The organism is Planktothrix tepida PCC 9214 (assembly GCF_900009145.1).
In the GTDB taxonomy this organism is placed as follows: Bacteria; Cyanobacteriota; Cyanobacteriia; order Cyanobacteriales; family Microcoleaceae; genus Planktothrix; species Planktothrix tepida.
The window spans coordinates 121,390-145,955 of the sequence record NZ_LN889801.1 but is presented as its reverse complement, the minus strand read 5'-3'; the positions used below and the strand labels follow the sequence as shown (position 1 = coordinate 145,955).

Sequence of the window (24,566 nt, the reverse complement as noted above, 5' to 3'; positions counted from 1 at the left end):
ATTATAAGTTTGATACAAAACCCCGATTTAGGCTTTAGTATGACTACAGAAATCCAAACTGAAATTCAAGCGGAGGTTGAGCGACGTCGTAACTTTGCGATTATTTCTCACCCTGATGCTGGAAAAACGACCCTGACTGAAAAATTACTCCTCTACGGAGGTGCAATCCATGAAGCAGGTGCTGTTAAAGTACGGAAGGCTCAACGTCATGCAACATCAGACTGGATGGCAATGGAGCAACAACGGGGAATTTCGATTACCTCAACAGTTTTGCAGTTCGAGTATAACAATTGTCAGATTAATCTGCTAGATACACCCGGACACCAAGATTTTAGTGAAGATACCTATCGGACTTTAGCAGCCGCCGATAATGCCGTGATGTTAGAAGATGCGGCGAAGGGATTAGAACCGCAAACTCGCAAACTTTTTGAAGTTTGTAAAATGCGAAGTCTGCCTATTTTTACATTTATTAATAAAATGGATCGTCCGGGTCGAGAACCCTTAGAATTACTGGATGAAATCGAAAAAGAATTAGGGTTAAAAACCTATCCGGTAAATTGGCCAATTGGCATGGGTGATCGCTTTAAAGGGGTGTATGATCGGCGTAAAAAACAAATTCATTTATTTGAACGCAGTGCTCACGGAAGTCGAGAAGCGTTAGATACGGTTTTAGATTTAGGTGATCCCCGGATTGAGGAATTCTTAGATCAGGATCTATATTATCAGTTGAAAGAAGAGTTAGAACTTCTCGAAGAAGTCGGTTCAGAATTGAATTTTGATGAAATTCATTCGGGAAAAATGACCCCGGTTTTCTTCGGAAGTGCCATGACTAATTTTGGGGTTAAATTATTCTTAGATTCCTTCTTAGACTATGCCTTAAAACCCGGTTCTCACCTCAGTACCTTGGGGGATATGCCACCGGAATATCATGAGTTTACAGGCTTTGTGTTTAAACTCCAAGCGAATATGGATGCCAAGCATCGAGATCGAGTGGCTTTTGTGCGCGTTTGTACCGGAAAATTTGAAAAAGATATGACGGTTAATCATGCTCGCACGGGAAAAGTGATCCGTCTTTCTCGTCCCCAAAAATTATTTGCTCAAGAACGACAATCGATTGAAATTGCTTATCCGGGAGATGTAATTGGATTAAATAATCCAGGGGTTTTTGCCATTGGGGATACGATTTATATGGGCAAAAAATTAGAATATGAAGGAATTCCCTGTTTCAGCCCGGAATTATTTGCCTATTTAAAAAATCCGAATCCTTCTAAGTTTAAACAATTCCATAAAGGGGTTTCGGAATTGCGAGAAGAAGGGGCGGTACAAATTATGTTTTCCGCCGATGAATCTAAACGTGACCCGATTTTAGCCGCTGTGGGTCAACTGCAATTTGAAGTGGTTCAGTTTCGATTACAAAATGAATACGGTGCTGAAACTTTATTAGATCCCTTACCTTATAGTGTGGCTCGTTGGGTAACAGGGGGTTGGGATGCTTTAAATCAAGTCGGACGGATTTTTAATGCAGCCGTAGTTAAAGATAGTTGGAATCGTCCAGTTTTACTGTTTAAAAATGACTGGAATTGTCGTCAAGCGGAAGGGGATCATCCTGAGTTAAAACTCAGTTCTATTGCTCCGGTTGTTTCCGTTCAAAATTCTTCATCGGGTGAGGAGGAATAAAGGTTAAATCAACAAGCGATAGGTAATGACCCATACCTATCGCTCTTACGGGGATGTTAAGTTATAGGTCTCGCTCTAGTTGTTGGTCTTGCCATGAAATGGGGTCTTCCAACGGTTCTAAGTGAGTGAAAACATAAGTTCCCGGCAACGAGCGTCCAATGGCCAGTTCAATCTCTTCACAAATATTATGTCCCTGTTGAACTGTCCAAGCACCCGGTACTAACACATGAAGGGAGACAAAACGACGGGAACCTGCTACCCGTGTTCTCAGGGCGTGGAACTGAACACCTTGAGCATCGTAACCCGCTAAAATATCTGTGATCAGGCGACGTTCTGCTACAGGCATTGCGGTGTCGAGCAGTCCCAAACCCGTCTCGTGTAGTAACCTGAAACCCGCCCAAACGATATTAGCAGCAACGATAAAAGCAATAATCGGATCAAGAATCAACCATTGAGTAATGGGGACTAGAATTAATCCCAATACAACCCCTACGGAAGTCCAGACATCGGTAAGCAGGTGATGAGCATCCGCGCGCAATGTAATTGAACGTAATCGCTTACTCGCTCTCAACATCACCAAAGCTAATCCACCATTGATGGCAGCCGCGACCAGAGATAATCCGAGTCCAATTCCCAATTGCTCCAAGGGTTGAGGATGAAGCAAGCGTTGCCAAGCTGCGAAGGCAATACTACCTGCGGCGACTAGAATTAATGCACCTTCAACTCCACTGGAAAAATATTCGGCTTTGTAATGTCCGAAGGTATGTTTTTCATCGGGTGGTTTGGCTGCATAAGTAACAGCCCAGGTTGCAATAATAGCGGCGACTAAATTCACACAGGATTCTGCCGCATCCGATAATAAGCCAACAGAACCCGTGAGTAAGTAAGCTCCCGTTTTCAGGGCGATGGTTAGGAGTGCTGCTCCAATGGACAGAAACGTGTAGAAACGGGCAGATTTATTATTGTTCATAGTAAATTTTTCTGATATGACAGGCGAGTGCTCTCAATTGTTTAAGGGATTCAGTCATGTTTGATGGCGGTTTTTGGAATTATATCCGGTCATTTTTCCTGATTTTGAAGCGTTCGCTGATTGCTCATCGGGTTGCTTTATTAATTTTGTTGGTTGGAGTCTTTTTTCCGTTACAAATCTTTGGAGAATTAGCTGAGGAAGTTTGGGAAAACGAAGGGGGCTTTTCGTGGGATGTACCCACGCTTCTAGCGATTCACTCAACAGCAAACCCTCAACTCGATAGGTTCGCTTCAACCTTGACTAGGTTGGGTGTTTTTTGGGGGGTCTTTCCCGTTGCGACTGTTATTGTGTTAACGCTACTGTTTCACCGTCGCTGGCATCAATTAACCTATTTAGTAATTACTTTGCTCGGAAGTATTATTATCAATCGAACAACAAAAGTTCTGCTGCACCGAGTACGTCCTCACCTTTGGGACTCTCCGGCTCCCGAATTGGATTATGGCTTTCCCAGTGGTCATGCCATGTCAAGTATGACTCTGGTTGTGGCTCTAGTGGTCTTGACTTGGGGGAGTCGCTGGTGCTGGTTCGTTTTAGCCGTTGGAGGGGGATTTGTCTTGGCAATTGGCTGGACACGCTTATATTTAGGAGTTCATTATCCTAGCGATATTCTGGCAGGTTGGGCAGCTTCTATTGCATGGGCAATTGGAGTAAGATTGCTGCTCAAATTTCCCTCCCCTCGCAAAAATTCATCTTGAGCCAGGAATTTTAGCGAAAATTTTGGGTTTTTCTAACGATCTGCTAAGAGCGAATACTGCATTAATGAGATTGTTAATACCCATCATGCCATACTCGCTCCTAGAAGGAGATACTTGATCTTTTTTTTGGCACAAAACGAGAAAAAGTATAAATTTTTATTCCTTAAACATCGGGGTTAGATGGTGATTCACCAAATAAACTGTTATAGGTTAAAGCTGCTGCTATTCCCCCTAAAATAGGTGCGACCCAAAATAACCATAATTGTTGGATTGCCCAACCGCCAATAAACAATGCAGGGCCGGTGCTACGGGCTGGATTTACAGATACATTGGTGACGGGAATTCCGATTAAGTGAATTAAGGTTAATCCTAAACCAATAGCAATGGGGGCAAAGCCTTGAGGGGCGCGGCGATCGGTTGATCCCATAATCACCATCAAGAACATAAATGTCAACACAAATTCATGCAATAGGGCTGAAAATAACCCGTAACCGCCGGGAGAATGGTCTCCATATCCATTGGTTGCAAAGGGGTTAGAGCCACTCTTAAAGGCTGCTGCATCAAATCCCGCTTTGCCACTCACGATTAGATAAAGCACTAAAGAGGCTACAATTGCACCCGCAACTTGAGAGCCAATATAAAAGGCTAACTCTTGCCCTCCAGAGAAGCGTTTACCCGCCCATAATCCGAAGGAAACCGCAGGGTTGAGATGGCAACCGGAAATATGACCAATGGCATAGGCCATCGTTAAAACGGTTAAACCAAACGCAAAGGCAACCCCGGTAAATCCAATACCAAGCGGATTAGTTACGTCTGGAAATTGAGCCGCAAAAACAGCAGATCCACACCCTCCAAAAACGAGCCAAAATGTTCCGATAAACTCGGCAAGACATCGCTTAGTGATCGGCATTATTAAACCTCTTAGAATACAACCTAGTTAAAAGATCTGCCTTTTGGCAGATAACTTTCCCCTGAAACCTACCATAAGATTGAAATATTTTGGTGCTATATGTAGCAAAATCAGAAAAAATTAATAAAACAATAAATAAATTTTAAAGAAAATATGAAAAAATTCTTATTCTTCCAAAAAAGCGGTTATTATTACCTGTTTTATCTCCAATAAATTTTTCAAGTTTGAAGGGGAGTATAAGTCTAGCTTACACACCCCCAATAAAATTAGAGCTAAATTTTACCGAATCTCCTAAGCTGGAACTTGAGTTTGCAGTTGAGCTTTTTGAGCTTTATATTCAGCTAACTGTTGTTCAATTTCGGTTTTGACAATTTGCCGATATTCTAAGAAATGCTCATTATGGGCGCATAAGGTTAAATAATGATCCCAAACGGCGGGATTATGTTTGATAATACTGAACAAATATTGCCAAAATTTCCAACGGGTTTTGCGTTTAAATCCTTGTCGCCAAATCACAGTGGCTAAGGCTTTTAAATCAATAAAACTCGGTATTTTACCCGGAGGATGACATTTAGGTGCGCCTAACTTTAAGAAACAGCGATAGGTGCGTTCTAAATACCGTTCAGGATCATAAAGTTGCCAAAAGGTTTCAATATATTCTTCAGCAATTTCTTCAACGGGACGAGTGGGAATAAAGTTAATTAAAGTGGTTTGGTTAATATCAAACTTTTTGGGATTAATTAACCGTCCTTCTTTTTCTAAACGAGTCCATAGTGCCGTATTCGGTAAGGCTTGTAACATACTAAATAAAGCCGTTGGAATGGCAGCTTGTTCCACAAAGTCAATAATTCGAGAACCAGCACCGGGTTTTTCGCCATCAAACCCTAGAATAAATCCCGCCATCGGACGTAAACCAGCCCGGATAATTTTATCAACGGCTTCTAATAAGGGACTGCGGTTATTTTGATATTTTTTAGTCAGTTCTAAGCTACTGGTATCGGGGGTTTCAATGCCTAAAAATACCGCATCAAAATTACACTCTACCATCAAATCCATTAATTCAGCATCATCCGCTAAGTCTACGGAAGCTTCTGTATTAAACCGGAAGGGATATTGATGTTCGGCTTGCCAAATTTTTAAGGCTTTTAACAATAATTTGACATTGCGTTTATTGCCAATAAAATTATCATCCACCATGAACACCCCTCGTCGCCATCCCAGTTCATAGAGATAATCTAATTCTTTTAATAATTGTTCAGGGGTTTTGGTGCGGGGTTTGCGACCATAAAGCACAATAATGTCACAAAATTCACATTGAAACGGACATCCCCGTGAAAACTGTACCGACATGGAATCATAAGCATCCAATTCTAATAAGTCGTAACGGGGAATAGGCGTTAAGGTGACACTGGGTTTTTCTGGGGTACGAAATACCCCGGATGTTTCCCCCCGTTCAATCGCTTCAACAAACATCGGAAGGGTGATTTCCCCTTCATCTAAAATCAGAAAATCTGCTCCGGCGGTTTCAATTTCATGGGGAACAGACGTGGGGTAGGGGCCACCAACAGCCACTAATTTTCCTCGTCTTTTCGCTTCTTGAATTTGAGCGATAAAATCGGATTTTTGAACAATCATTCCTGAAAGAATGACTAATTCTGCCCAATCCCAATCCGCTTCACTCACAGAGGTAATATTGCGATCAACCAGTTTAAATTCCCAAGTTTGAGGCAAAATTGCCGCCACTGTAATTAATCCTAAAGGAGGTAATAAGACTTTGCGATTAACTAATTCCAGAATTTTTTCATACGACCAAAAAGTAGGAGGAAATTCAGGATAAATCAATAATGTTTTCATGGAAAAAAGGGTAATTGTGAGTTAAAATGTTAACGTAGAATCTCAATTTGTTAAATTCTCCCTGAAAAATCCTCCTTGGGTAGCCGAGTTAGTCTCTCCGCGCTATCATAACAAACGTTAACATTTCATCAAATCATACAGGGTTATCACCACTATGGCCGTTAAAGTCGGAGATATGGCTCCTGATTTCACCTTGACTTCGCAAACGGGCGAATCAGTTAGCCTTAAGGACTTCCAAGGAAAAAAATCCGTTGTCCTCTACTTTTATCCCAAAGATGATACTCCGGGCTGTACGGCGGAAGCCTGTGGCTTTCGAGATAGCTATCAAGTCTTTAAAGATGCGGGTGCAGAAGTGATTGGGATTAGTTCCGATAGTACCCAATCTCATCAACAGTTTGTCAAAAAATACAATCTTCCGTTTATTTTGTTGAGTGATACTGGAAATAAAGTTCGTCAACTCTATGGTGTTCCAGCCGCACTGTGGATTCTCCCCGGTCGTGTGACATACATTATTGATAAAGACGGTGTGGTGCGACATCTGTTTGATTCGATGCTAGAGTTTCAGCGTCACGTTGACGAAGCCTTAACCACTCTCAAGACTATTGCGGTTTCTTAGCCTAAATCCTAATCCGAGTGATCGGTTCTCGTCGATGAATATAGACTATCAAAATACCCTGACACACTTGAGGCAAGAATTCTCTCGAACTTTGTCCCAACTTGTCCAACTTTTACCTCAGTTGATGCTGGCTGTGGGGGTCGGCTATTTATTCAACGGGTTGCACTTTCCTGTGGGATGGCTGATTGGCCCGATGGTGGCGGGCATTCTTTATGCCGTGTTTCGAGGAAAACCCCAGCCCCTACCCCCGATATTTTTTATCGTAGGTCAGGCTATTGTTGCGATCGCTACGGCTACAGGGTTTTCCTTGCATACCCTAGGGTTAATGAAAACTTACGCTTTTCCCCTGATAATCTGTATTGTGATCACTGGGGGAATGAGTGTCTTAAATGGCTATTTATTAGGGCGTTGGGGTAATCTTGATCGGGCGACGGGGTTCCTCAGTTGTGTTCCTGGGGCGAGTTACAGTTTAATTGCTATGAGTGAGGCAATGGGAGCCGATGCGATCGCCGTTGCCCTGTTACAATATCTACGAATTTTATTAGTAGCTGTTATTGTTCCCACCATTGTGGGTTACTGGTTTGCAGGGGATGGGACTGTTCATTCTGTTTTGTCTATCTCAACTCCCAATATATCCGTATTACCTCCCCTTTTAAACTTTTTTCTGTTAGCGAGTTGTGGTGGATTAGGGATTGTTTTAGGAGAGAAATTTCGCCTCCCCTCTTCGTTGTTTTTTGGGCCTTTTTTGGTCAGCTTAATTCTATTTTGGATACTGCCCTATTGTATTCAAATGCCCCCTTTAATCTTTACCATTGGGCTATTGTTTGTGGGGTTTTCTATAGGGTTAAAGTTTGACTGGAACAATGCTAAAACACTTTGGAAAGCTGTTTTAATTGAAATCATTTTAGTTCTACTATTAATTTTATTTTGTTTAGGCGCGGGTTATATCTTCCATGAAATCACCCAAGTCGATACCATGACTGCTATATTAGGTTCCACACCGGGAGGAATTACAGCTATGATTGCAACCGTAATTCAACTGGGGGGAGACTCTGGAATTGTATTAGCGATGCAAATGACCCGAATGTTATTGATCTTATTAATTAGTCCTTGGTTTGGAAATCTATTAATTAAAAATTCAAAGCTTATCTAACTTCACTCCCTGGAAAAAACCGGGTTTTGGGTTTTTATGTTAACTTTATCTAATAGGTTTCTAAAAATACTTTTGTTTTTTAAAAGATTGTCAGGGAATCCTGATATTTTATTAAAAATATTTCTCAAAAAGTTGACGAGATGATCGCGGTTCTGGTATAGTGTGAAAAACACCCTCCAAGGGTTTATTGTGTCTATAGCCCAAAATTAAGTCTGAAACCATGATTCTTTCGTAAAATCTTTTGAGTTTCGCTGCCAATTCCTACCCTGCGATGCTCGAATTTTGGACAAACAAAAATGATCGCCTGAGAAACAGGGGGATTGACAAAAAGCAAAATTTGTGCATTGAAAAACAAGGTATGGGCTTTTTCCCAAAAACCCGGTTTCCACCTCGAACTGTTCACTAGATTGAAAACCGTTATAATTTTACCCTAAACTCAATATATTGTGTCTGAACTGCTACAACAAACAGAATCCTATTTAAAACAAAAGATTTACCCCCATGCGAATCAAATTGATCGCTGTTCAAAATCCCTTCATGAAGCCTTTAACGGATTAGGAGAATTAGGGGTTTTAGGATTAAGAATTCCCCAGGGTTGGGGAGGACGACAACTCGATGCAGAAACCTTTTTTAAATTTCAAGAATTAATCGCCCGTTATTCAGGTGCCTTAGCTTTTTTGCAAACTCAACATCAAAGTGTTGCTGGGATGTTAATTCAAAGCTCTAATGCTCAATTACAAGCAGATTATTTACCCAAAATGAGCTATGGAACTGTTAAAATTGGTGTAGGATTCTCCCACTTAAGACGGTTAGGAAATCCCTCAATTATTGCTATTCCTGTAACGGGGGGATACCAACTTAATGGTTTTGTTCCTTGGATAACAGGATGGGAAATTTTTGAAGAATTTGTAGTTGCTGCAATATTACCTGATGGTCAATCTGTTTGGGGGTTAGTCCCCTTTTGCGAACAAAAAATAGGAGAAAGTACGATAGCATTAAGTCCTCCCCTATCCCTTTGCGGCATGACTTCCACTAATACCGTAACAGCCACCTTTACCCAATGGTTTTTACCAACAGAAAAAGTCGTTTCTATTCATCCCGTTGGCTGGATGCAAGAGAATGATAAAGCCAAAGTTCTACAAGCTAGTTTTTTAGCATTAGGCTGTGCAAGAGCCGGATTAGATATTGTAGAAACAGCCTTTCAAAAAACAAATTTTTCCGTTATTCAAGATGCCTTTAATTCTTTAAACCAAGAACTCAATCAATGTCGCTCTCAAATATTTTCGGCTCACAATCATCCTCAAACACTTAATCCCTCAGAAAAATATAAACTCCGCGCTTGGGCGATAGAATTAGCCGTGCGTTGCGCCCACGCTGCGATAACAGTCTCCAGTGGTGCTGCTAATTTAAACAGCCATTTCGCCCAAAGAATTTATCGAGAAGCGTTAGTTTTTAACGTATCCGGTCAAACAACAGAATTAATGAAAGCCACCCTAGAAAAAATCAAGAATTGTAGGGTTTTATAATCTGTGTTGTAACTTGAATGGTTACTCCATTTACCATTATGGTAGATTGCTATGATATAATGTCTCTAAAATCATTAATCAATAGATTAATTGAGAGCTATGTCACCACCACAAGAAACAATCCCCTTTGGGTTAATATTACCGCCCACGCAAGATGAACTACCTTGTGACGATGGAGTCCCGATGGAAACTCAACGCCATAAACTGCAAATGGATTTGCTGATTGATCAGTTAATTCCTTGGTTAGAACAACGAGAAGATGGTTATGTTGGGGGGAATATGTTTCTCTATTTTAGTTTAGCTCAAGTGCGAAACCAAGACTTCAAAGGTCCTGATTTTTTTGCCGTATTAGGCGTTCCCAAAAAAGAACGAAAAAGTTGGGTGGTTTGGGAAGAAGGAAAAGCCCCCGATGTGATTATTGAATTATTATCACAAAGTACCGCCCCAGAAGATAAAACAAACAAAAAACTCATCTATCAAAATCAAGTTCGGGTTCCTGAATATTTTTGGTATGATCCCTTTAATCCTGATGATTGGGCAGGATTTACGTTAATTAATGGCAGTTATGAACCGATTTTTCCTGATCAATTTAATCGATTAGTCAGTCAACAATTAGGCTTATCATTAGTGCGATGGTCAGGAAGTTATAAAACCGTCGAAACGGTCTGGCTAAGATGGGCTACTTCAGAGGGTGAAATTCTACCCACAGTTGATGAATTATCTGCACAAAAAGCCGAAGAAGCTCAACGTCAAGCCGAAGAAGCTCAACGTCAAGCCGAAGAAGCTCAACAGCGTTCCCAAGAGTTAGAAACGTTGCTAAACCTTTACCGTCAACAGTTTGGCGAATTACCCGAATCTAGTTCTGATCACTTTTGAGAACAAACAGGGTATTCTCAAAATAGGTGCTATTCAAGCCAACTAATCAAGAATCTGAGGAAGGTATTAGCCATGAATCCCGTCGAGAAGGAATCCTTAGAAAGGCAATATGGGACAGAGCGTATGCGCCGAATGGAACGCTCTAAGAAGATACAAAAAATTGTGCTTGTGCTATCAATGGTGTCTTTTTTTGGAACCAGTATCTTTGGATTAGGCAAAGTTTTTAAAGGTGTTTTTGAACGCGAACCTCAACCCACTCAACCTACAGAAGAACAATCTGCAAGTGCTTTATTACAAAAGCAAGAAAAAGGTTATGAAACGGTATTAAAACGGGAACCCAATAACCCGACTGCTTTAGAAGGTTTAGTGAAGGTTAGACTAGAACAAAATAACATTCAAGGAGCAATTGAACCCTTAAATAATTTAATAAAATTAAATCCTGATCGACAAGATTATCAACAGTTATTAACTCAATTAAAACAGGGAAATCAAAAATAACTCCAGTTCAGCCAGTCAAGTGCAGGAACGGGTGACGCATATTGAAATTGAGTTAGAACGTTTAGGACAGTTGGAATTAACAATCGCTCAAGTCCATAATGAAATTCAACGAAATTCAGAAAGAACACCAATTTTTTATGAAAGTCTAGCTTTAGTGACAGCTTGATAAAATTCCTCTAGCGCAGTCACACAAACTTGATCATCAAATAGAAGATTTTGGCGTTCACCCATCTGTTGAGAAATTGTTTCACGCCATATAGAATCTAACCCTAATTTGACCGCAATTTCAATATATTCTGCTTCATTTTTTGCAATAGTTTCTGTTAAACCCATCATTTTTAGGAAACTATCTGCATGACGACCTCGCATAAATTCCCCAGGACAAGTGACAATAGGTAAATAACAAGCGATCGCTTCTAAAGAGGTATTTCCTCCCGACCAAGTAAAGGTATCTAAAAACACATCCGAAAGTTGGTTTAACATTAAATAATCAAAGCGTTCGTCAACTTTTCGATGTAAACAATAATCCTGATAATTTAAGCCATAGTTAGAAAAAGCTTGATTTAAGCGATCATTGAGTAATGTTCCTCGGAAAAATAAAAACTTAGCGTTCGGAACCTTGATCGCAATTTCCGGTAAAATATAATCATATTGGGGAAGATATTTAAAGGGAGCTTGACAACATAAATAAATCACCGTATCTTCGGGTAAATTATAGTCTAATCGAGTTTTAACTAACGGTGGAATATCTTGAGGTTTCGGATAAGCAACCCCAATATTCGGTAATAAAATTAAGGCTTCTGAATAATGTTTCTGTGCGTTTTCCGGTTCCATTAATTGACTCGATAGGAAATAATCAATGGTTGGAAGTCCTGATGTGACGGGATGACCCCAAGCTGTGCATTGAATAGGTGCTAAACGCAATGCTGCAAGTTCCATTGTTGGGGGGTTCATGCCAATTTCGGGATAGACTAAAATATGCAGTTGATCCTTAATAATTTGTTCAGCAACCGCTTCTAAATTATTAGGAATATGATAAAATTTATGACTATATTGTCTAAATTTTTCCGTAACAGGATCAGGAGAATTCCCCGTATAATAAGCGTAAATTTCAAACTGATCACGATTCGCATAGCGCAACCAACCGATTAACCAGAGTGAACCACTATAACAATGTAAATAACTGGAAACATATCCAACTCTTATTTTATCTTCTACAGGAGGGAGAGTTAGCGTTTGAACCCACTGGGGATATTTCTTCGACATTATTTGATAAAGAAAATGACCATAAATGCGTTGTTCTTCAACCACATTTCTCGCTTGATACCCTAAATAAAAATTGGTAAATCGTCCCATTCCTAAAAACGATTGTTCTAAGGTTTCAGGATCATTTAAATCGGTCGTTGCAATTAAATTTTGTAATCCTTGATTAAATCGTTCACGATAATTATTGATTTCCTCAACGGAGTGATACAACATCGGAACAATTAAATGTTTAAGCAACGTAAAGGTATAATCTTTGGGTAAGTATTCTGATGCTAGTTCCGCTTGTTTAACGGCTTCTTCTGTTCTTCCTTGATAAAGAAGATTCATAATTAATGTAAAATGAAGGGGGGCAAAATCAGGATAAATTTTTGTTCCTATTTTCAAGATATCTATGGCATCATTCGGTTGGTTGAGTTGCCAGTAACAGTGATTGAGTTTTTCATAAAGATCAACATCTCCCGCTTGCAAATTGAGGATTTTTTGATATTCTGTGATCGCTCCTTCATAATTGCCTAATTCATACAAGCGATCGCCAAAACTACGATAATAAGGAATCGGATTTTTTTCTATTTCATCCGTTAGAGCTAAGTTATGCAGAATATCAGGCTGATCTGGAATAATCCTTAAACCTTTTTGATAGGTTGCTTTAGCGAATTGAAATTGATTTTGCAATAAAAATAAATTGCCTAAATTCAAGTAACTACCAAAATGATTAGGGTTAATCTTTATTGCTTGACGATAAACTGTTTCTGCTTCTGCAAATTGCCCTTGTTGCGTTAAGAGATTTCCTAAGTTATTATAGGCATCAAGATAATCAGGTTTTAATGCGATTGTTTTTTCGTAGGCTGCGATCGCTTGTTCAACTTGATTCAATTTTTCAAAGCATTGACCTAATTGATAATATCCGTCAAACCTTTGAGGAGTCAGTGCTATTAACTTGTAACTAGCGTGCAGAGATGCTTGATAATTTTCGATTTGATAATATAACTTTCCTAAATTCATCCACGCTTCCAGATGATTTGGATTAAAATCAATAAATTCTTGATATTTGTTTTCGGCTTCATTAAATTTTTCGTTTTGATGAAAATCGACAGCTTCCTGATAAATTTTATTTAATAATTTGTCGAATTGATGTAACTGAGAAATTCTTTGAATGACTTGAGGTTGGCGATGGTTTAGCAAAGCCACTGTTTGATAGTTAAAAGTTCTGTTGATATCCCGACTGATAATAAAAATCCTATCTTCAAACAGGAGTGGTTCATCAGTCTGAGGTAATAGTTCTAGTTCAACTTGACATTCAGGTGTTGCTGCGATAAAATCCCATATAGCTTGCTGAACACTGGCATGATTTGCATCATTAACAATAATTAATGCTTGATCAGATAAAAAAGAATTAATCAATAATAAGCTATTCAGAACAGAACGATAATCAGTTTTCCAATCGTAGAAACAAACACCGATTTGATTCTCAAATTCAACTTCTCTTAGTTCTAATAAAAATTCTTCTGGTTCTTGATCACATAAAAATACTTGATTACTAAAATTTAAAGCATCTAAAATTTCAACGCTAGATTCATAACTTTGGGATTCATCTTTTTCATAGAAGGAATCGACCACATAAGCTATAGAGTCAGGATTATTCAGTAACGCACCCATTAAACTACTAACATAATTTACCCCGATTTGGCAATAAATTTCCTGATTTTCTAAATTGCGAACTGCTAAGTTTAACAATAGAGGAAGATAAATATTGTTTTCAGGATCTCCCAGTTTTAAAATAAACTGTAGCTCAGGAAATAAGAGTGACCAGTTATTAACTAAATCATGGGATTCTTCTATTGAGGAATAAAGATCTAAAAAGTTTATAATTTTCATGATTTATTATCTGGTCAAGATATAGGTTAACGATTAAACTATGAAAAAATAAATCAATTGTACTTCAGATCTATTTTAACAGATTAATTTCGTTAAATCATCAGCTAGTCAAATATTATACAAGCGATTTAAACACTGACTAATCTAAACTATAATATCTTACAAAAAATTAATACAGCAAAAATGATCATTTTCTGAAACCCACAGGGTATACTAAAACCATAATCCCCTAGAAGGCTCCGAGTCTATGAATTTTTTGGTTCTGTTCAACTGGGCATCACCAGAGCCTGAGCTTTTGTTAGAATTGACAACAATAATCAAAGCCTTTCTCAACCATCCTGACAGAAGCAATTTATCTATTTTTATCGACTATGATCAGTTTCCTGGTCAAGAAGCAGACCTGTATGTATCAGGTGTAATGATGAACTTGATGATCGAGGGAAATGAACAATTAGAAGATGCTCTTAATATTAGTTTAGTTAGTTCCCAAAATTTTGAAGAATGGTTTAACTCCATTTTAAAAATAAATTATAAGATATTAGGTAATAACGTCAACAAAAGCCAACTCAATGAATGGTCAGATATTATTCCGATTGTCACCTTAGAGCAAGTAACTGATTTAGAAAAATATGAATTTCTATCGACAATTAATGAACAACAAAAAAACTTTAAATTACAACTCACCCAACAATGTTTTAACGCTCAAAGATTTGTTGAATCTGCTGAATTAGGAAAACAGCTATTGTCAGATTATCCTGACTTAGTAGAAAAAGGGTATTCAATTCCAGTAGCTCATAGTTTAATTCTATCTTTAAATTGGTATGAAGTTGCGGCTAATCTTCCTCCGGGAATTAATTATTTTCTGACATCAGGATGGTTGAATTCACTATATCAAAGAAAACCTGTAACTCAAGATAATCAACCCCTTCCCTGGTATACCTATCCAGCGATTGAATTTTTAGAAGATAAAGTTAAGCCTGATTTTAAAGTCTTTGAATTTGGAGCAGGTAACTCAACCTTATGGTGGTCACAACGAGTTTCAGAAGTTATTTCTATTGAAAATGATGCCAATTGGTTTGAAGAAATCAAGGCTAAAATGCCTAAAAATGTTCAAATTTTTTTACGAGAAGATGAACAAGAATATGCAGAAATGATTTCTTCCTTTCCATCGGATTACTTTGATGTTATTATTGTTGATGGAGCTAATCGAAATCGGTGTTTGGAAATAAGTTTAAATCACATTAAAGAAAGGGGCTTAATTATCTTTGATAATACCGATGATTACAATTATGACTCCTCTGTTCAAAAATTAGCCAATGAAGGTTATAAACGTCTGGATTTCTGGGGGATTATTTCTAGCTACACTTATAAAAATTGTACCTCTTTGTTTTTTAGGAAATTTGATATTTTAGAAAGCCAGGGAGTTCCCAGCCAGAAACAATCTATTTTAGGAAAAGGATGTTTTCAAGTCATGAATCCCAAACCCTCTCCTACTCAAGATAATTAAATGATGATAGTGAGATTGTGTTTAAAACTTATAAAGAGGATTAAAAAATGAATGACTTTTTATCACAGATTGCCATCAAAAATCAACATTTAATTCAGTTGATTTTAGAAAGGGGAAAACCCATCAAAATTGAGTTAGGTTCTTCCCAGAAGAGAATGGAAGGGTGGCTCACAATGGATTTAGATCCCAATAGTGATTTATGTATGGATTTGTCAAAACCTCTACCCTTTCCTGATAACTGCGTAGAAGAAATTTACTCCTCTCATCTATTAGAACACTTTTCGTTTCCTGATCCGATGCTGAACTTGCTTTCAGAATGCTATCGCGTTTTAAAACCCGGAGGTATTTTTAAAATAGCTGTCCCCGATGCCAGAATTTATATAGAATCTTATGAGAAACCCGATCAATTCGATCCTGAAAAGTATTGTCTTTATACCCCTGCCTATCACTATCATTCTAAAATAGATTTTATTAATTATATCGCTTATATGGATGGTCATCATCGTTATCTGTTTGATAACGAAAACTTACCCATAATTATTGCTAATGTTGGTTTTGAAAATGTTAAGCTCAGGGAGTTTGAACCCGGTTTAGATTTAGAAACGAGAAAGCATGAATCTATTTATGCAGAAGCTAGAAAACCTGGGGTAAGTTATCCGCTTAAAAATTTATCTGAACTTGATCAAAAACCCCAATTAACAACTCCGGTTTGTTTAATGATTTTCAACAGACCGGACACAACGCAGCAAGTGTTTAATGCAATTCGTCAGGTGAAACCCGAAAAACTCCTGGTCATTGCTGATGGCCCGCGACGGAATGTAAACGGTGAATTTCAAAAATGTGCAGCCACCAGAGCAATTATTAATCAAGTGGATTGGGATTGTGAAGTTTTAACCCACTATTCTGATATTAACTTAGGCTGTCGTCATCGAGTTTCCAGTGGCTTAAATTGGGTTTTTAATACTGTTGAAGAAGCCATTATTCTTGAAGATGATTGTTTACCCGATGTGACATTTTTCCGATTTTGTGAAGAATTATTAGAACGATATCGCCATGATGAACTAATTATGGCAATCTCAGGTAATAATTTTCAATTTGGACACAATCATCCAGGGGCTAGTTACTACTTTTCTCGGTACAATCATATTTGGGGCTGGGCAACTTGGCGCAGAGCTTGGAAATTGTATGATTTAGAAATGAAATTATGGCCGTCAATTAGAGACACAGGGAGGTTACAACAGATCCTAGAAAATCCTGAAGTGATCGCCTATTGGTCAAGAATCTTTCAAGATGCCTATGAAGGATTTAATACTTGGGATTATGCTTGGACATTTGCTTGTTGGGCGAATCAAGGCTTAACGATTCTTCCTCACGTTAATCTAGTTTCAAATATTGGTTTTAGAGCCGATGCAACCCATACGAAAGGGGAATCTCAACTGGCTAATTTACCCACACAACCCATTAGTTTTCCCCTGCAACATCCAACTGTTGTAATGCGTAACCGTCAAGCTGATCATTGGACTGAGGCAATTATGTTTAGTTCTACTGTATCTCCGACTCAAGAAAAACTAAATTCAGAGGGGATAGAACGTTTATCCCAAGGAATTGAATCTCTCAATAAAAATGAAAATTTAGAAGCTCTCAATCTCTTTAAAGAGGTACTGGAAATTGCTCCAGAGCAATCAGGGGTTTATTACGCTAAAGCGATTGCTGAAGCTCGTCTAGGTCAATTATTTGAGTCTCTTGATTCCCTCAAAGCATTATTGAATTTGAACCCTAATCACTCCCAAGGTCAACGGCTGTTAGAACAGTTATCCACTGAAGCAAAACAAAAAATTAAAGCTCAGATTGAAAAAGCTATTTCTTTATTCAATCAAGGTCAAAAAGTGGCTGCTTTACGTTGTGCTGAAAAAAACAAAGAAGCCGGAATATTTATCCCAGAAATGCACTATATTCGAGCCGTTTGTTTAAGTGCAGTCGGTCGATATGAAGAAGCACTAGCAGCAGCTAAACAGGAACTAGAAAATAACCCCAATCACCCTGAAGCTCAAGCTCAAGTTCAATCTTTAACTCAAGCCTTGATTCGACCTGAAAAAGCAAAAATTCCCACCCATGAACGACCCTGGAATACCGCTTTGCCTTATGAATTAATGATGTCGATTCAAAATGCTTTACATAACTTTTCTTACAAAGGAGTTCCGTTACAAAAAAATCCCTTTGATTATTCGATTTATCCGGTATTGCTCTGGAAAATTAAACCTCAGACTATTATTGAAATTGGTTCTAAAAGCGGAGGAAGTGCCTTATGGTTTGGAGATTTAATGAATAACTTTGGAATTGAAGGTCATGTTTATTCCATTGATATTGTCAAAGTGACTCAAGTTTCCCATCCTCGCGTTACCTTTTTAGAAGGCGATGGAAGTAATTTAGCGGAAACGTTATCCCCTAAATTCATTCAATCCCTACCCCGCCCTTTATTAGTGATTGAGGATGCAGATCATTCATTTACAACCAGTAAAGCAGTGTTAGATTTCTTCCATGCTTATCTGGATCAAGGAGAATATATTATTGTTGAGGATGGCATTATTTCTGATATTGTTCAAGATGCTTCTTATAATAGTGGCCCCCATCAAGCTTTAAAGTCCTTTTTATCAGAACATCCCCAAGACTATGAAATTGATGGAGAATATTGTGACTTTTTTGGATATAACTTAACTTGGGCAACAAATGGCTTTTTGAAAAAGCAGACTCTAGCAAAAATTCGCGCATCAATTCCTCAATCTATCAAAAGTAAATCTACCAATATTAAATCTCAATCCCTTCCACCAGATTATCCAGAATTTCAAGAATTATTACAGATTGTTTCTCCTTATACCGGACTGAGCGAAGAACGATTATATTCACTGTTTTCCTTAGCGAAAAAGGTTTGTATTGATAATATTCCGGGTAATTTTGTGGAGTGTGGTGTAGAAAAAGGGGGTTCAACTGCATTACTAGCGGCTGTCCTTACAAGATATAGTAAACAACCTCGATTACTATATGCTTTTGATTCCTTTCAAGGTTTACCTAAACCCTCTGAATTTGATCGATATCAAGGTGTATCAGCAGAGTCCCTCGGTTTGACACAAGGAAGTTGTGCGGCACCGGAATCTAGTGTTTTAAATCTCTGTGCAAAATTGGGTGTTTCTGATGTTGTTCGTACAGTTAAAGGATATTTCCAAGACACCTTACCTCAATTCAGAAATTCAGTTGGGGTAATTGCACTCTTGCACATGGATGGTGATTGGTATGAATCTACAAAAGTCATTTTAGAACAGCTTTTTGACCGCGTGGTTAATGATGGGTTTATCCAAGTTGATAATTATGGTCATTGGGAAGGCTGTAAAAAAGCTTTACATGAATTTGAAGAAAAAAATCACCTTAAATTCAATTTGAATCCGATTGATTATACAGGAGTTTGGTTGACAACCCCTGATCAATTTCCTCTTAATCCCATTATTGAACCCAACCTACTAAACGACTTTAATCAAGATGATCCAGTTGTTTATGGGATTCAAAGCCAAATGTCGAAAAATGAACGATTTCAACTCTATTATGTTCTCCGAAAATTGTTACCCGAATTTTCTCAACCCTTGCGTTTTATTGAAATTGGATCATTTGCAGGAAGTTCTCTATTTCTAACTTGTAAAGCCTTAAACCGACTCACCTCTAATTTACAAGGATTTGCCATCGATCCAGGGTTACATCCTCAGTTAAAACTGGTTCTTCAAGAAGTTAAACAAAATGTTACCCATCTGCAACAGTTTTCCCATGATGCCGTGATTCAACTGCAACTGAAATTTGAACAAGATAGCAATTTCCCTCCCTTCATTTTTGTCGATGGAGATCACAGTTATGAAGGAGTCAAACAAGATATTATTAACTATTATCCCTTGTTAAAACCCGGTGGAATTATGATGTTCCATGATTACTTACCTGCCCTTAATGATGAGAATCGTAGTGCAATCTTATCTCATCATGGCGGAAATGAACCGGGGATTCGTCAAGCGTGTCAGGAACTTATGGAAGACACCTATCGTTGTGAACTAATCGATATTCCCCTTTTATATCCCACAGATCCCACCCAAACTCAAGCCTATCTCCCGATTATTCCAGGGGTATTTTCCACCATTCGAGTCTATCGTAAACCCATTAACTAATTGAAGGATTAAAGTCATGATTAAGGTTCTACATATTATTGATTGGTTGTGTTTGGGTGGTGCTGCTCGCGGCATGATAGCTACCTCCAAATATTCATCAAGATTAGGTCAATTTGAACATTATTTAGTCTCCCTTAAACCCCCTGATTGGATGGCTTTAGAACTGGCTGAACAATCGGGAATGAAATTTATTAATACTTTGGATCAAACGGACATCTTTGAGGCTATTAAAACCGTTGATATTGTTCAAGTTCATTATTGGAATAACCCCAAACTGTTTGAATTTTTGCGATCGCCACTTCCCGAAACTCGGCTCTTAATTTGGTTTCATGTTGCTGGAGAATATCCCCCTCAAGTGATTACTAAGGAATTAGTAGATTACGCTGATTTTGCTATTCCTTGTAATCCTTACTCCTATGAGCTTCCGGTCTTTCAATCTCTCCCTGATGCCGTGAGAATTGAAAAAATTGGTATGGTTTATGATGCGGCAGATTTTGAGCGTGTTGCTAATATTCAGCCTAAACCCCATCAAAATTTTAATGTCGGTTATATTGGCAGTGTTAGCTTTAGTAAAATGCACCAAGATTATGTCGCCATGAGTGCTGCGGTGAATCTTCCCGATGTGCGTTTTGTGGTTTGTGGTGGAGGTGTAGAAGATTATTTAAAACAACAAGCTGAAAAAATTAATGCGTCTGAAAAATTTGATTTCCGAGGCTTCGTTGAAGATATTGCATCCGTGATTGAAACCTTAGATATTTATGGTTATCCGCTTTGTAAAGATACCTATGCCGCCGCAGAGTTAAATTTACAAGAAGTCATGTGTGCTGGAATCCCCCCTGTTGTTTTTCCTCATGGTGGAATTAAACGATTAGTTATTAATAATTATACTGGATTAGTCGTTAAAAGTCAATTAGAATACACCCAAGCCATTGAATATCTTTATCATCATCCTCAAGAAAGAATACGACTTGGGCAAAATGCTAAAGAATATGCTAAACAGCTTTTTGGTGCCGAAAATGCGGCTAAACAATTGAATCCTATTTATGAAAAATTAATGCAATTACCCAAGCGGGAACGTCAATGGGGCATTCCGATGGGATCGAGCTTATTAGATCAACCGCTATCTTTACTGGATGTTTTAGAACTCCCTGAAAAGTTTGTGGGAGCGCAAACCTTTATTAAAGCGTTGGGTCATACAGCCGAACCTTTTCTGGTTAGTTTAACCGCAGAAAATATTGATTTAATTCTAGCAGCCGAAGAACAAATTGCCGCTTCATCGATGTTATTGGGATTAGGAGAAGGAAGCATTTGTCAGTATCGAGATCATTACATCAATGATGGCTATTTAAGGTTATGGTTGGCGTTGGTTTTACGTCATCAGCAAAGAATTCCTCAAGCCATTTTTGAGTTTCAAAATGCTATTAATTTAGGCTGTAATCATTGGCGTGTTTTTTGGTATTTAGCCGAATCAGCAGAACAATTACAGGATATTGTTTTGGCTGAACAAGCGGTAACAAGAGTGTTACAGTTTGTGCCGGATTTTGTCAAAGCACAACAACTTTATGAGCGTTTACAACCTTTATTAGAAGGGGATATTAGTCATCTGGGATTAAAGGACATTAATCTGATCGTATTTCTTGACTGGACTCAAGAAGAAGAACAACTGTATTCCCAGTTAAGTGCTATCATCAAAACTCTGATTAATCATCTTGATAAACGTCAAATTAAACTATTGATTGATCATCAAGGAATGGGCGATGAAGATGCAGATTTAACGTTATCGAGTATGATGATGAATCTTCTGATAGAAGATGAATTAGATGTGGAAGAGGGGCCAGATGTTTCTCTCCTGGGTCAGTTAACTCAACCCCAGTGGTCAAATTTACTTTCAATTGTCCAAGGTCGAATTTGTTTAGACCTGGAAAACTCCACCGCAATTGAAGCAGTTCATGCTGATCAAATTCCCCAGTTTCCATTAGAAGAGTTGCTAGATTGGCGAGGTCTGAAGCTGGAAAATGGGGGTTGGGAATTGTGGAAACTTAGAGAAAAAAATTATATTGTTTTTCCTGATTGGAAACAACCGGAAGAAACTCTTTATTTAGAGTTAGCTCATCTCTTCCAAACCCTGGCAACTCTACCCAATCAAAACGAAATAACGTTATATCTGAATAATCAGAATATTTTGGATGAAGATGCTAATGTAATTTTATCTAGCATGGTCATGAATTTCTTCATGGAAACTGAATTGGATGTCACTGTCGGATTAGAAATTCTCCTCACAGGACAATTAACTGATCAGCAAAGTCAGGCTCTAGGATCTCGTTTGACTGCCCGCATGATTCTATTACATGAAGATCAAAATGCGATCGCTAATTTTAATGGAGAAAAAATTCCTGTTTATGATTTATAAAAAGATAGAATTTAAAATTTTACTCACTTAGTTTGTGATCTGAAATTGAATGCTCAGTTCTACGGATACCCCCACTACCAATAAGCAAGGGAGAATCCTTGACCATGGCTAGCTAACTTGAAGGGCTTAATTTTTAATTCTTACCCTCAATATATCTCTGCCACATTTGTTGATAAGCATTCTCCATCTCACGGGTAAATTGTTCCGCATTCCATAACGGGGCAGTTTGTCTATTTTTTCTTAATTTCCAAGTAACTTGTTGCCGTAAATTTTCATCAGTTCCTAGCTTAATTCCCCATTCCACATATTCTTCATCTGTCCAAGCAATACCTTCTGTAATTCCGGCATTAATCATCATCGTATAACTATTACGGGCGGCGAATTGTTGCCCAACCTTTGTCACCATTGGAACACCCATCCACAGGGTTTCCATCGTGGTTGTAGCACCATTATAGGGATAGGTATCAAGAACTACATCTGCGATCGCTAAATTAGCTCGATGACTCGCTTCTGTTGGGGATAAAGGTAATAATTTTAAGCGATCGCAATCGACCCCAACAGATTCAGCAATTTCAGCATAAAAAGTTTTCAAAGATTCTTGATCAGCCATCCCTTTAATCAAAAAATAACTATTAGGAACAGCTTTCAAAATTTGAAGCTGTAATTTAGCCGTATCAGGGTTATATTTATAGCCTCGTTGAGCCGTAAAATACAGAATGGCATCATTAGAAACCCCTAATTCGTCCCGTCGCAGGCTAGGAATTGCGATTTCAAACCCATCTACTGCTAAATAAGTATTAGGTAAACGCCAAATTGTTTCCTGATAATAGTCTTGAGCATCTTCAGGTAAAACGTAAGGGTCAGCCATAAAATAATCGACACTGGGAACCGATGAAGCATCCCAACCTAACCAAGTAACTTGTATGGGTGCTGGTTTAAGAGCTAAGGTTTCACAGGTTGATGTCAAGGTTAAACTGTCGAGATCTACTAAAATATCAATCTCGTCATCATAAATAACTTTAGCCACTTCTTTTCCATCTAACCCTAATCCATGGGCTTTATCACTTTTACTAACGTACCAATCTTGTACCTCATTATGATTCTTTTGTGCTGCGAATAAATAACTATGAATTTTAAACTTATCATGGTCATGATGTTGAAATAAACCCCTCGCTAACCAACCGACCGAATGATTTCTTAAACAGTGGGAAACATAACCAATATTTAAGCGTTTTTCAGCTAAAATATTTGTTTTTGAACGAGATTTCCAACCCCGACAATACTTGACTGTTTCTGTATTTTGAGTTTCTATATTAGACTGGATAAATTCAGAAACCTGACGACGCAGCGAGTAGTTTTCGCGGGGTTGATCTTGATAATAGGGAAAGAAAAATGTTGTTGAAAAAGAGCGCACAGCCAAATCATAAGCTAAGGTTGGCTTTTCTTCCAATAAACGATTGAGCATCAACTGATAATTTTCTATCGTTGTGCAGAATTCTGTCCAGCGTCCACCAGCACTCATTAACCCCCGAAGCAATAAAAAAGTTGCATAGACTTGATCAGGAAAATTATCCATTACAGAATAACAATGTTTTGCAACTTCTATCCCCTTTGCATATTCCCCGATATCTTGATACAACGTCGATAAACATCGCCATAATTCAGGATGCTTGGGATCGAATTTTAAGCCTTGTTCAGTGAATTTAATTGCTAAAGGATGTTGACTTCGAGAATACGCTAATTGATAGATAACGGGAACTAAGACTCCCATATAGGACTGAATATCAGACAGATAAGGAACAGTGGTTTCTACTAATTCATAAGATAAAGGCTGTTGAGGAGCTTGGTCTAAAACATTATTTAAAACTTCAAGTAATAAGTCATTATTAACGTCTTCTGGAACAATAACATTAGATTGAAATAACTCTAAAATTCCGAATTCAACTAGCACCTCATCGGAATAAGTGTTCAGTAAGGTTGATAAGCCCACTAAATGTAAAAGATTATTAATATCTGTGGGATTAATTTCTCGAATATGCTGGCGAATAATCCAGGCTGTTGTACAGTCTCCGAGGGTAATTCTTTGTCGTTCAGCTTCAGTTTCTAAAACTTGGATTAATTCTTGCGTCCACTGCTCAACTTGATCCGGTTCACCTTCGGTCATTGCCAAGAACCAAGTGGTTTGAGCTTCCACTTCTTGTCCTTGCAATAATAACATTAAGCCTAGATACCAGTATAGAGATTTAACATCAGGTTCTCTTTCAATCGCAGCTTCATACAATTTTGCCGATTGGGTATAGTTTTTTTCTTCCCAATACTGCTTGGCTTTTTGTTCCCAATCAGAATAAACACTTAGACTAAGATTAGATTTCATAGAACTCAAATAATTTGTGCAAATTTATTGCATGAAAGCGGGCAGTATTTTCCATACTACCCGCTCTCAATGATTCATATTCTGAACCAGAAAGACTGGT

16 protein-coding genes are annotated in these 24,566 nt (G+C 38.3%); 11 read left to right on the top strand and 5 right to left on the bottom strand.

Annotated features, from left to right (window positions below):
* Positions 1–39 precede the first annotated feature (39 nt).
* Complete coding sequence (prfC, locus tag PL9214_RS13445; protein ID WP_072719315.1) at positions 40–1,677, top strand: peptide chain release factor 3; 1,638 nt, start codon at positions 40–42, stop codon at positions 1,675–1,677.
* A 61-nt stretch (positions 1,678–1,738) separates the two neighbouring features.
* On the opposite strand, the gene PL9214_RS13440 is transcribed toward prfC, so the two are convergent.
* On the bottom strand, positions 1,739–2,647 hold the full coding sequence (locus PL9214_RS13440) for a cation diffusion facilitator family transporter (protein WP_072719314.1): 909 nt from the start codon (positions 2,645–2,647) through the stop codon (positions 1,739–1,741).
* A gap of 56 nt (positions 2,648–2,703) precedes the next feature.
* On the opposite strand from PL9214_RS13440, the gene PL9214_RS13435 reads away from it, so the two are divergent.
* A complete protein-coding gene (locus tag PL9214_RS13435) occupies positions 2,704–3,402 on the top strand; it encodes a phosphatase PAP2 family protein (RefSeq protein ID WP_072719313.1) in 699 nt (232 codons plus the stop codon).
* Positions 3,403–3,565: 163 nt separating this feature from the next.
* Here PL9214_RS13435 and aqpZ read toward each other — a convergent pair whose 3' ends face one another.
* Together aqpZ and PL9214_RS13425 are read right to left on the bottom strand one after the other, a co-directional pair.
* A complete protein-coding gene (aqpZ, locus tag PL9214_RS13430) occupies positions 3,566–4,312 on the bottom strand; it encodes an aquaporin Z (protein ID WP_186440359.1) in 747 nt (248 codons plus the stop codon).
* Between the two features lie 291 nt (positions 4,313–4,603).
* Positions 4,604–6,166 (bottom strand): B12-binding domain-containing radical SAM protein, encoded by a 1,563-nt coding sequence (locus PL9214_RS13425; protein ID WP_072719311.1) that lies wholly within the window; start codon positions 6,164–6,166, stop codon positions 4,604–4,606.
* A gap of 154 nt (positions 6,167–6,320) precedes the next feature.
* On the opposite strand from PL9214_RS13425, the gene PL9214_RS13420 reads away from it, so the two are divergent.
* The 6 genes from PL9214_RS13420 (at position 6,321) to PL9214_RS32705 (ending at position 11,001) form a co-directional block, all read left to right on the top strand.
* On the top strand, positions 6,321–6,782 hold the full coding sequence (locus PL9214_RS13420) for a peroxiredoxin (protein WP_072719310.1): 462 nt from the start codon (positions 6,321–6,323) through the stop codon (positions 6,780–6,782).
* Between the two features lie 34 nt (positions 6,783–6,816).
* On the top strand, positions 6,817–7,935 hold the full coding sequence (locus PL9214_RS13415; RefSeq protein WP_083580004.1) for an AbrB family transcriptional regulator: 1,119 nt from the start codon (positions 6,817–6,819) through the stop codon (positions 7,933–7,935).
* Between the two features lie 446 nt (positions 7,936–8,381).
* The gene (locus PL9214_RS13410) at positions 8,382–9,461 is read left to right on the top strand and encodes an acyl-CoA dehydrogenase family protein (protein ID WP_072719309.1); all 1,080 of its coding nucleotides are present in this window, start codon (positions 8,382–8,384) and stop codon (positions 9,459–9,461) included.
* Positions 9,462–9,560: 99 nt separating this feature from the next.
* The gene (locus tag PL9214_RS13405) at positions 9,561–10,337 is read left to right on the top strand and encodes a Uma2 family endonuclease (RefSeq protein ID WP_072719308.1); all 777 of its coding nucleotides are present in this window, start codon (positions 9,561–9,563) and stop codon (positions 10,335–10,337) included.
* A 72-nt stretch (positions 10,338–10,409) separates the two neighbouring features.
* Positions 10,410–10,835, top strand: a complete 426-nt coding sequence (locus PL9214_RS13400; protein WP_072719307.1) for a tetratricopeptide repeat protein — start codon at positions 10,410–10,412, stop codon at positions 10,833–10,835.
* 31 nt (positions 10,836–10,866) lie between these two features.
* Positions 10,867–11,001, top strand: coding sequence for a hypothetical protein (locus PL9214_RS32705; protein ID WP_281250330.1), 135 nt, complete (start codon positions 10,867–10,869; stop codon positions 10,999–11,001).
* On the opposite strand, the gene PL9214_RS13395 is transcribed toward PL9214_RS32705, so the two are convergent.
* On the bottom strand, positions 10,971–13,976 hold the full coding sequence (locus PL9214_RS13395) for an O-linked N-acetylglucosamine transferase, SPINDLY family protein (protein ID WP_072719306.1): 3,006 nt from the start codon (positions 13,974–13,976) through the stop codon (positions 10,971–10,973). The two genes, PL9214_RS32705 and PL9214_RS13395, sit on opposite strands and share 31 nt — an antisense overlap.
* Before the next feature lie 304 nt (positions 13,977–14,280).
* Here PL9214_RS13395 and PL9214_RS31265 point away from each other — a divergent pair, with 304 nt between their 5' ends.
* From PL9214_RS31265 to PL9214_RS13380, 3 genes are read left to right on the top strand one after another with little or no spacing between them, the layout of a single operon-like run.
* Entirely contained in the window at positions 14,281–15,483 is a 1,203-nt protein-coding gene (locus tag PL9214_RS31265; RefSeq protein ID WP_186440358.1) for an O-methyltransferase, read from the top strand.
* Between the two features lie 47 nt (positions 15,484–15,530).
* Complete coding sequence (locus tag PL9214_RS13385; protein WP_072719305.1) at positions 15,531–19,682, top strand: CmcI family methyltransferase; 4,152 nt, start codon at positions 15,531–15,533, stop codon at positions 19,680–19,682.
* Positions 19,683–19,698: 16 nt separating this feature from the next.
* Positions 19,699–22,092, top strand: coding sequence for a glycosyltransferase family 4 protein (locus PL9214_RS13380; protein WP_072719304.1), 2,394 nt, complete (start codon positions 19,699–19,701; stop codon positions 22,090–22,092).
* Between the two features lie 133 nt (positions 22,093–22,225).
* Here the strand turns inward: PL9214_RS13380 and PL9214_RS13375 are convergent, their stop codons facing one another.
* Positions 22,226–24,466, bottom strand: coding sequence for an O-linked N-acetylglucosamine transferase, SPINDLY family protein (locus tag PL9214_RS13375; protein WP_072719303.1), 2,241 nt, complete (start codon positions 24,464–24,466; stop codon positions 22,226–22,228).
* Positions 24,467–24,566 lie beyond the last annotated feature (100 nt).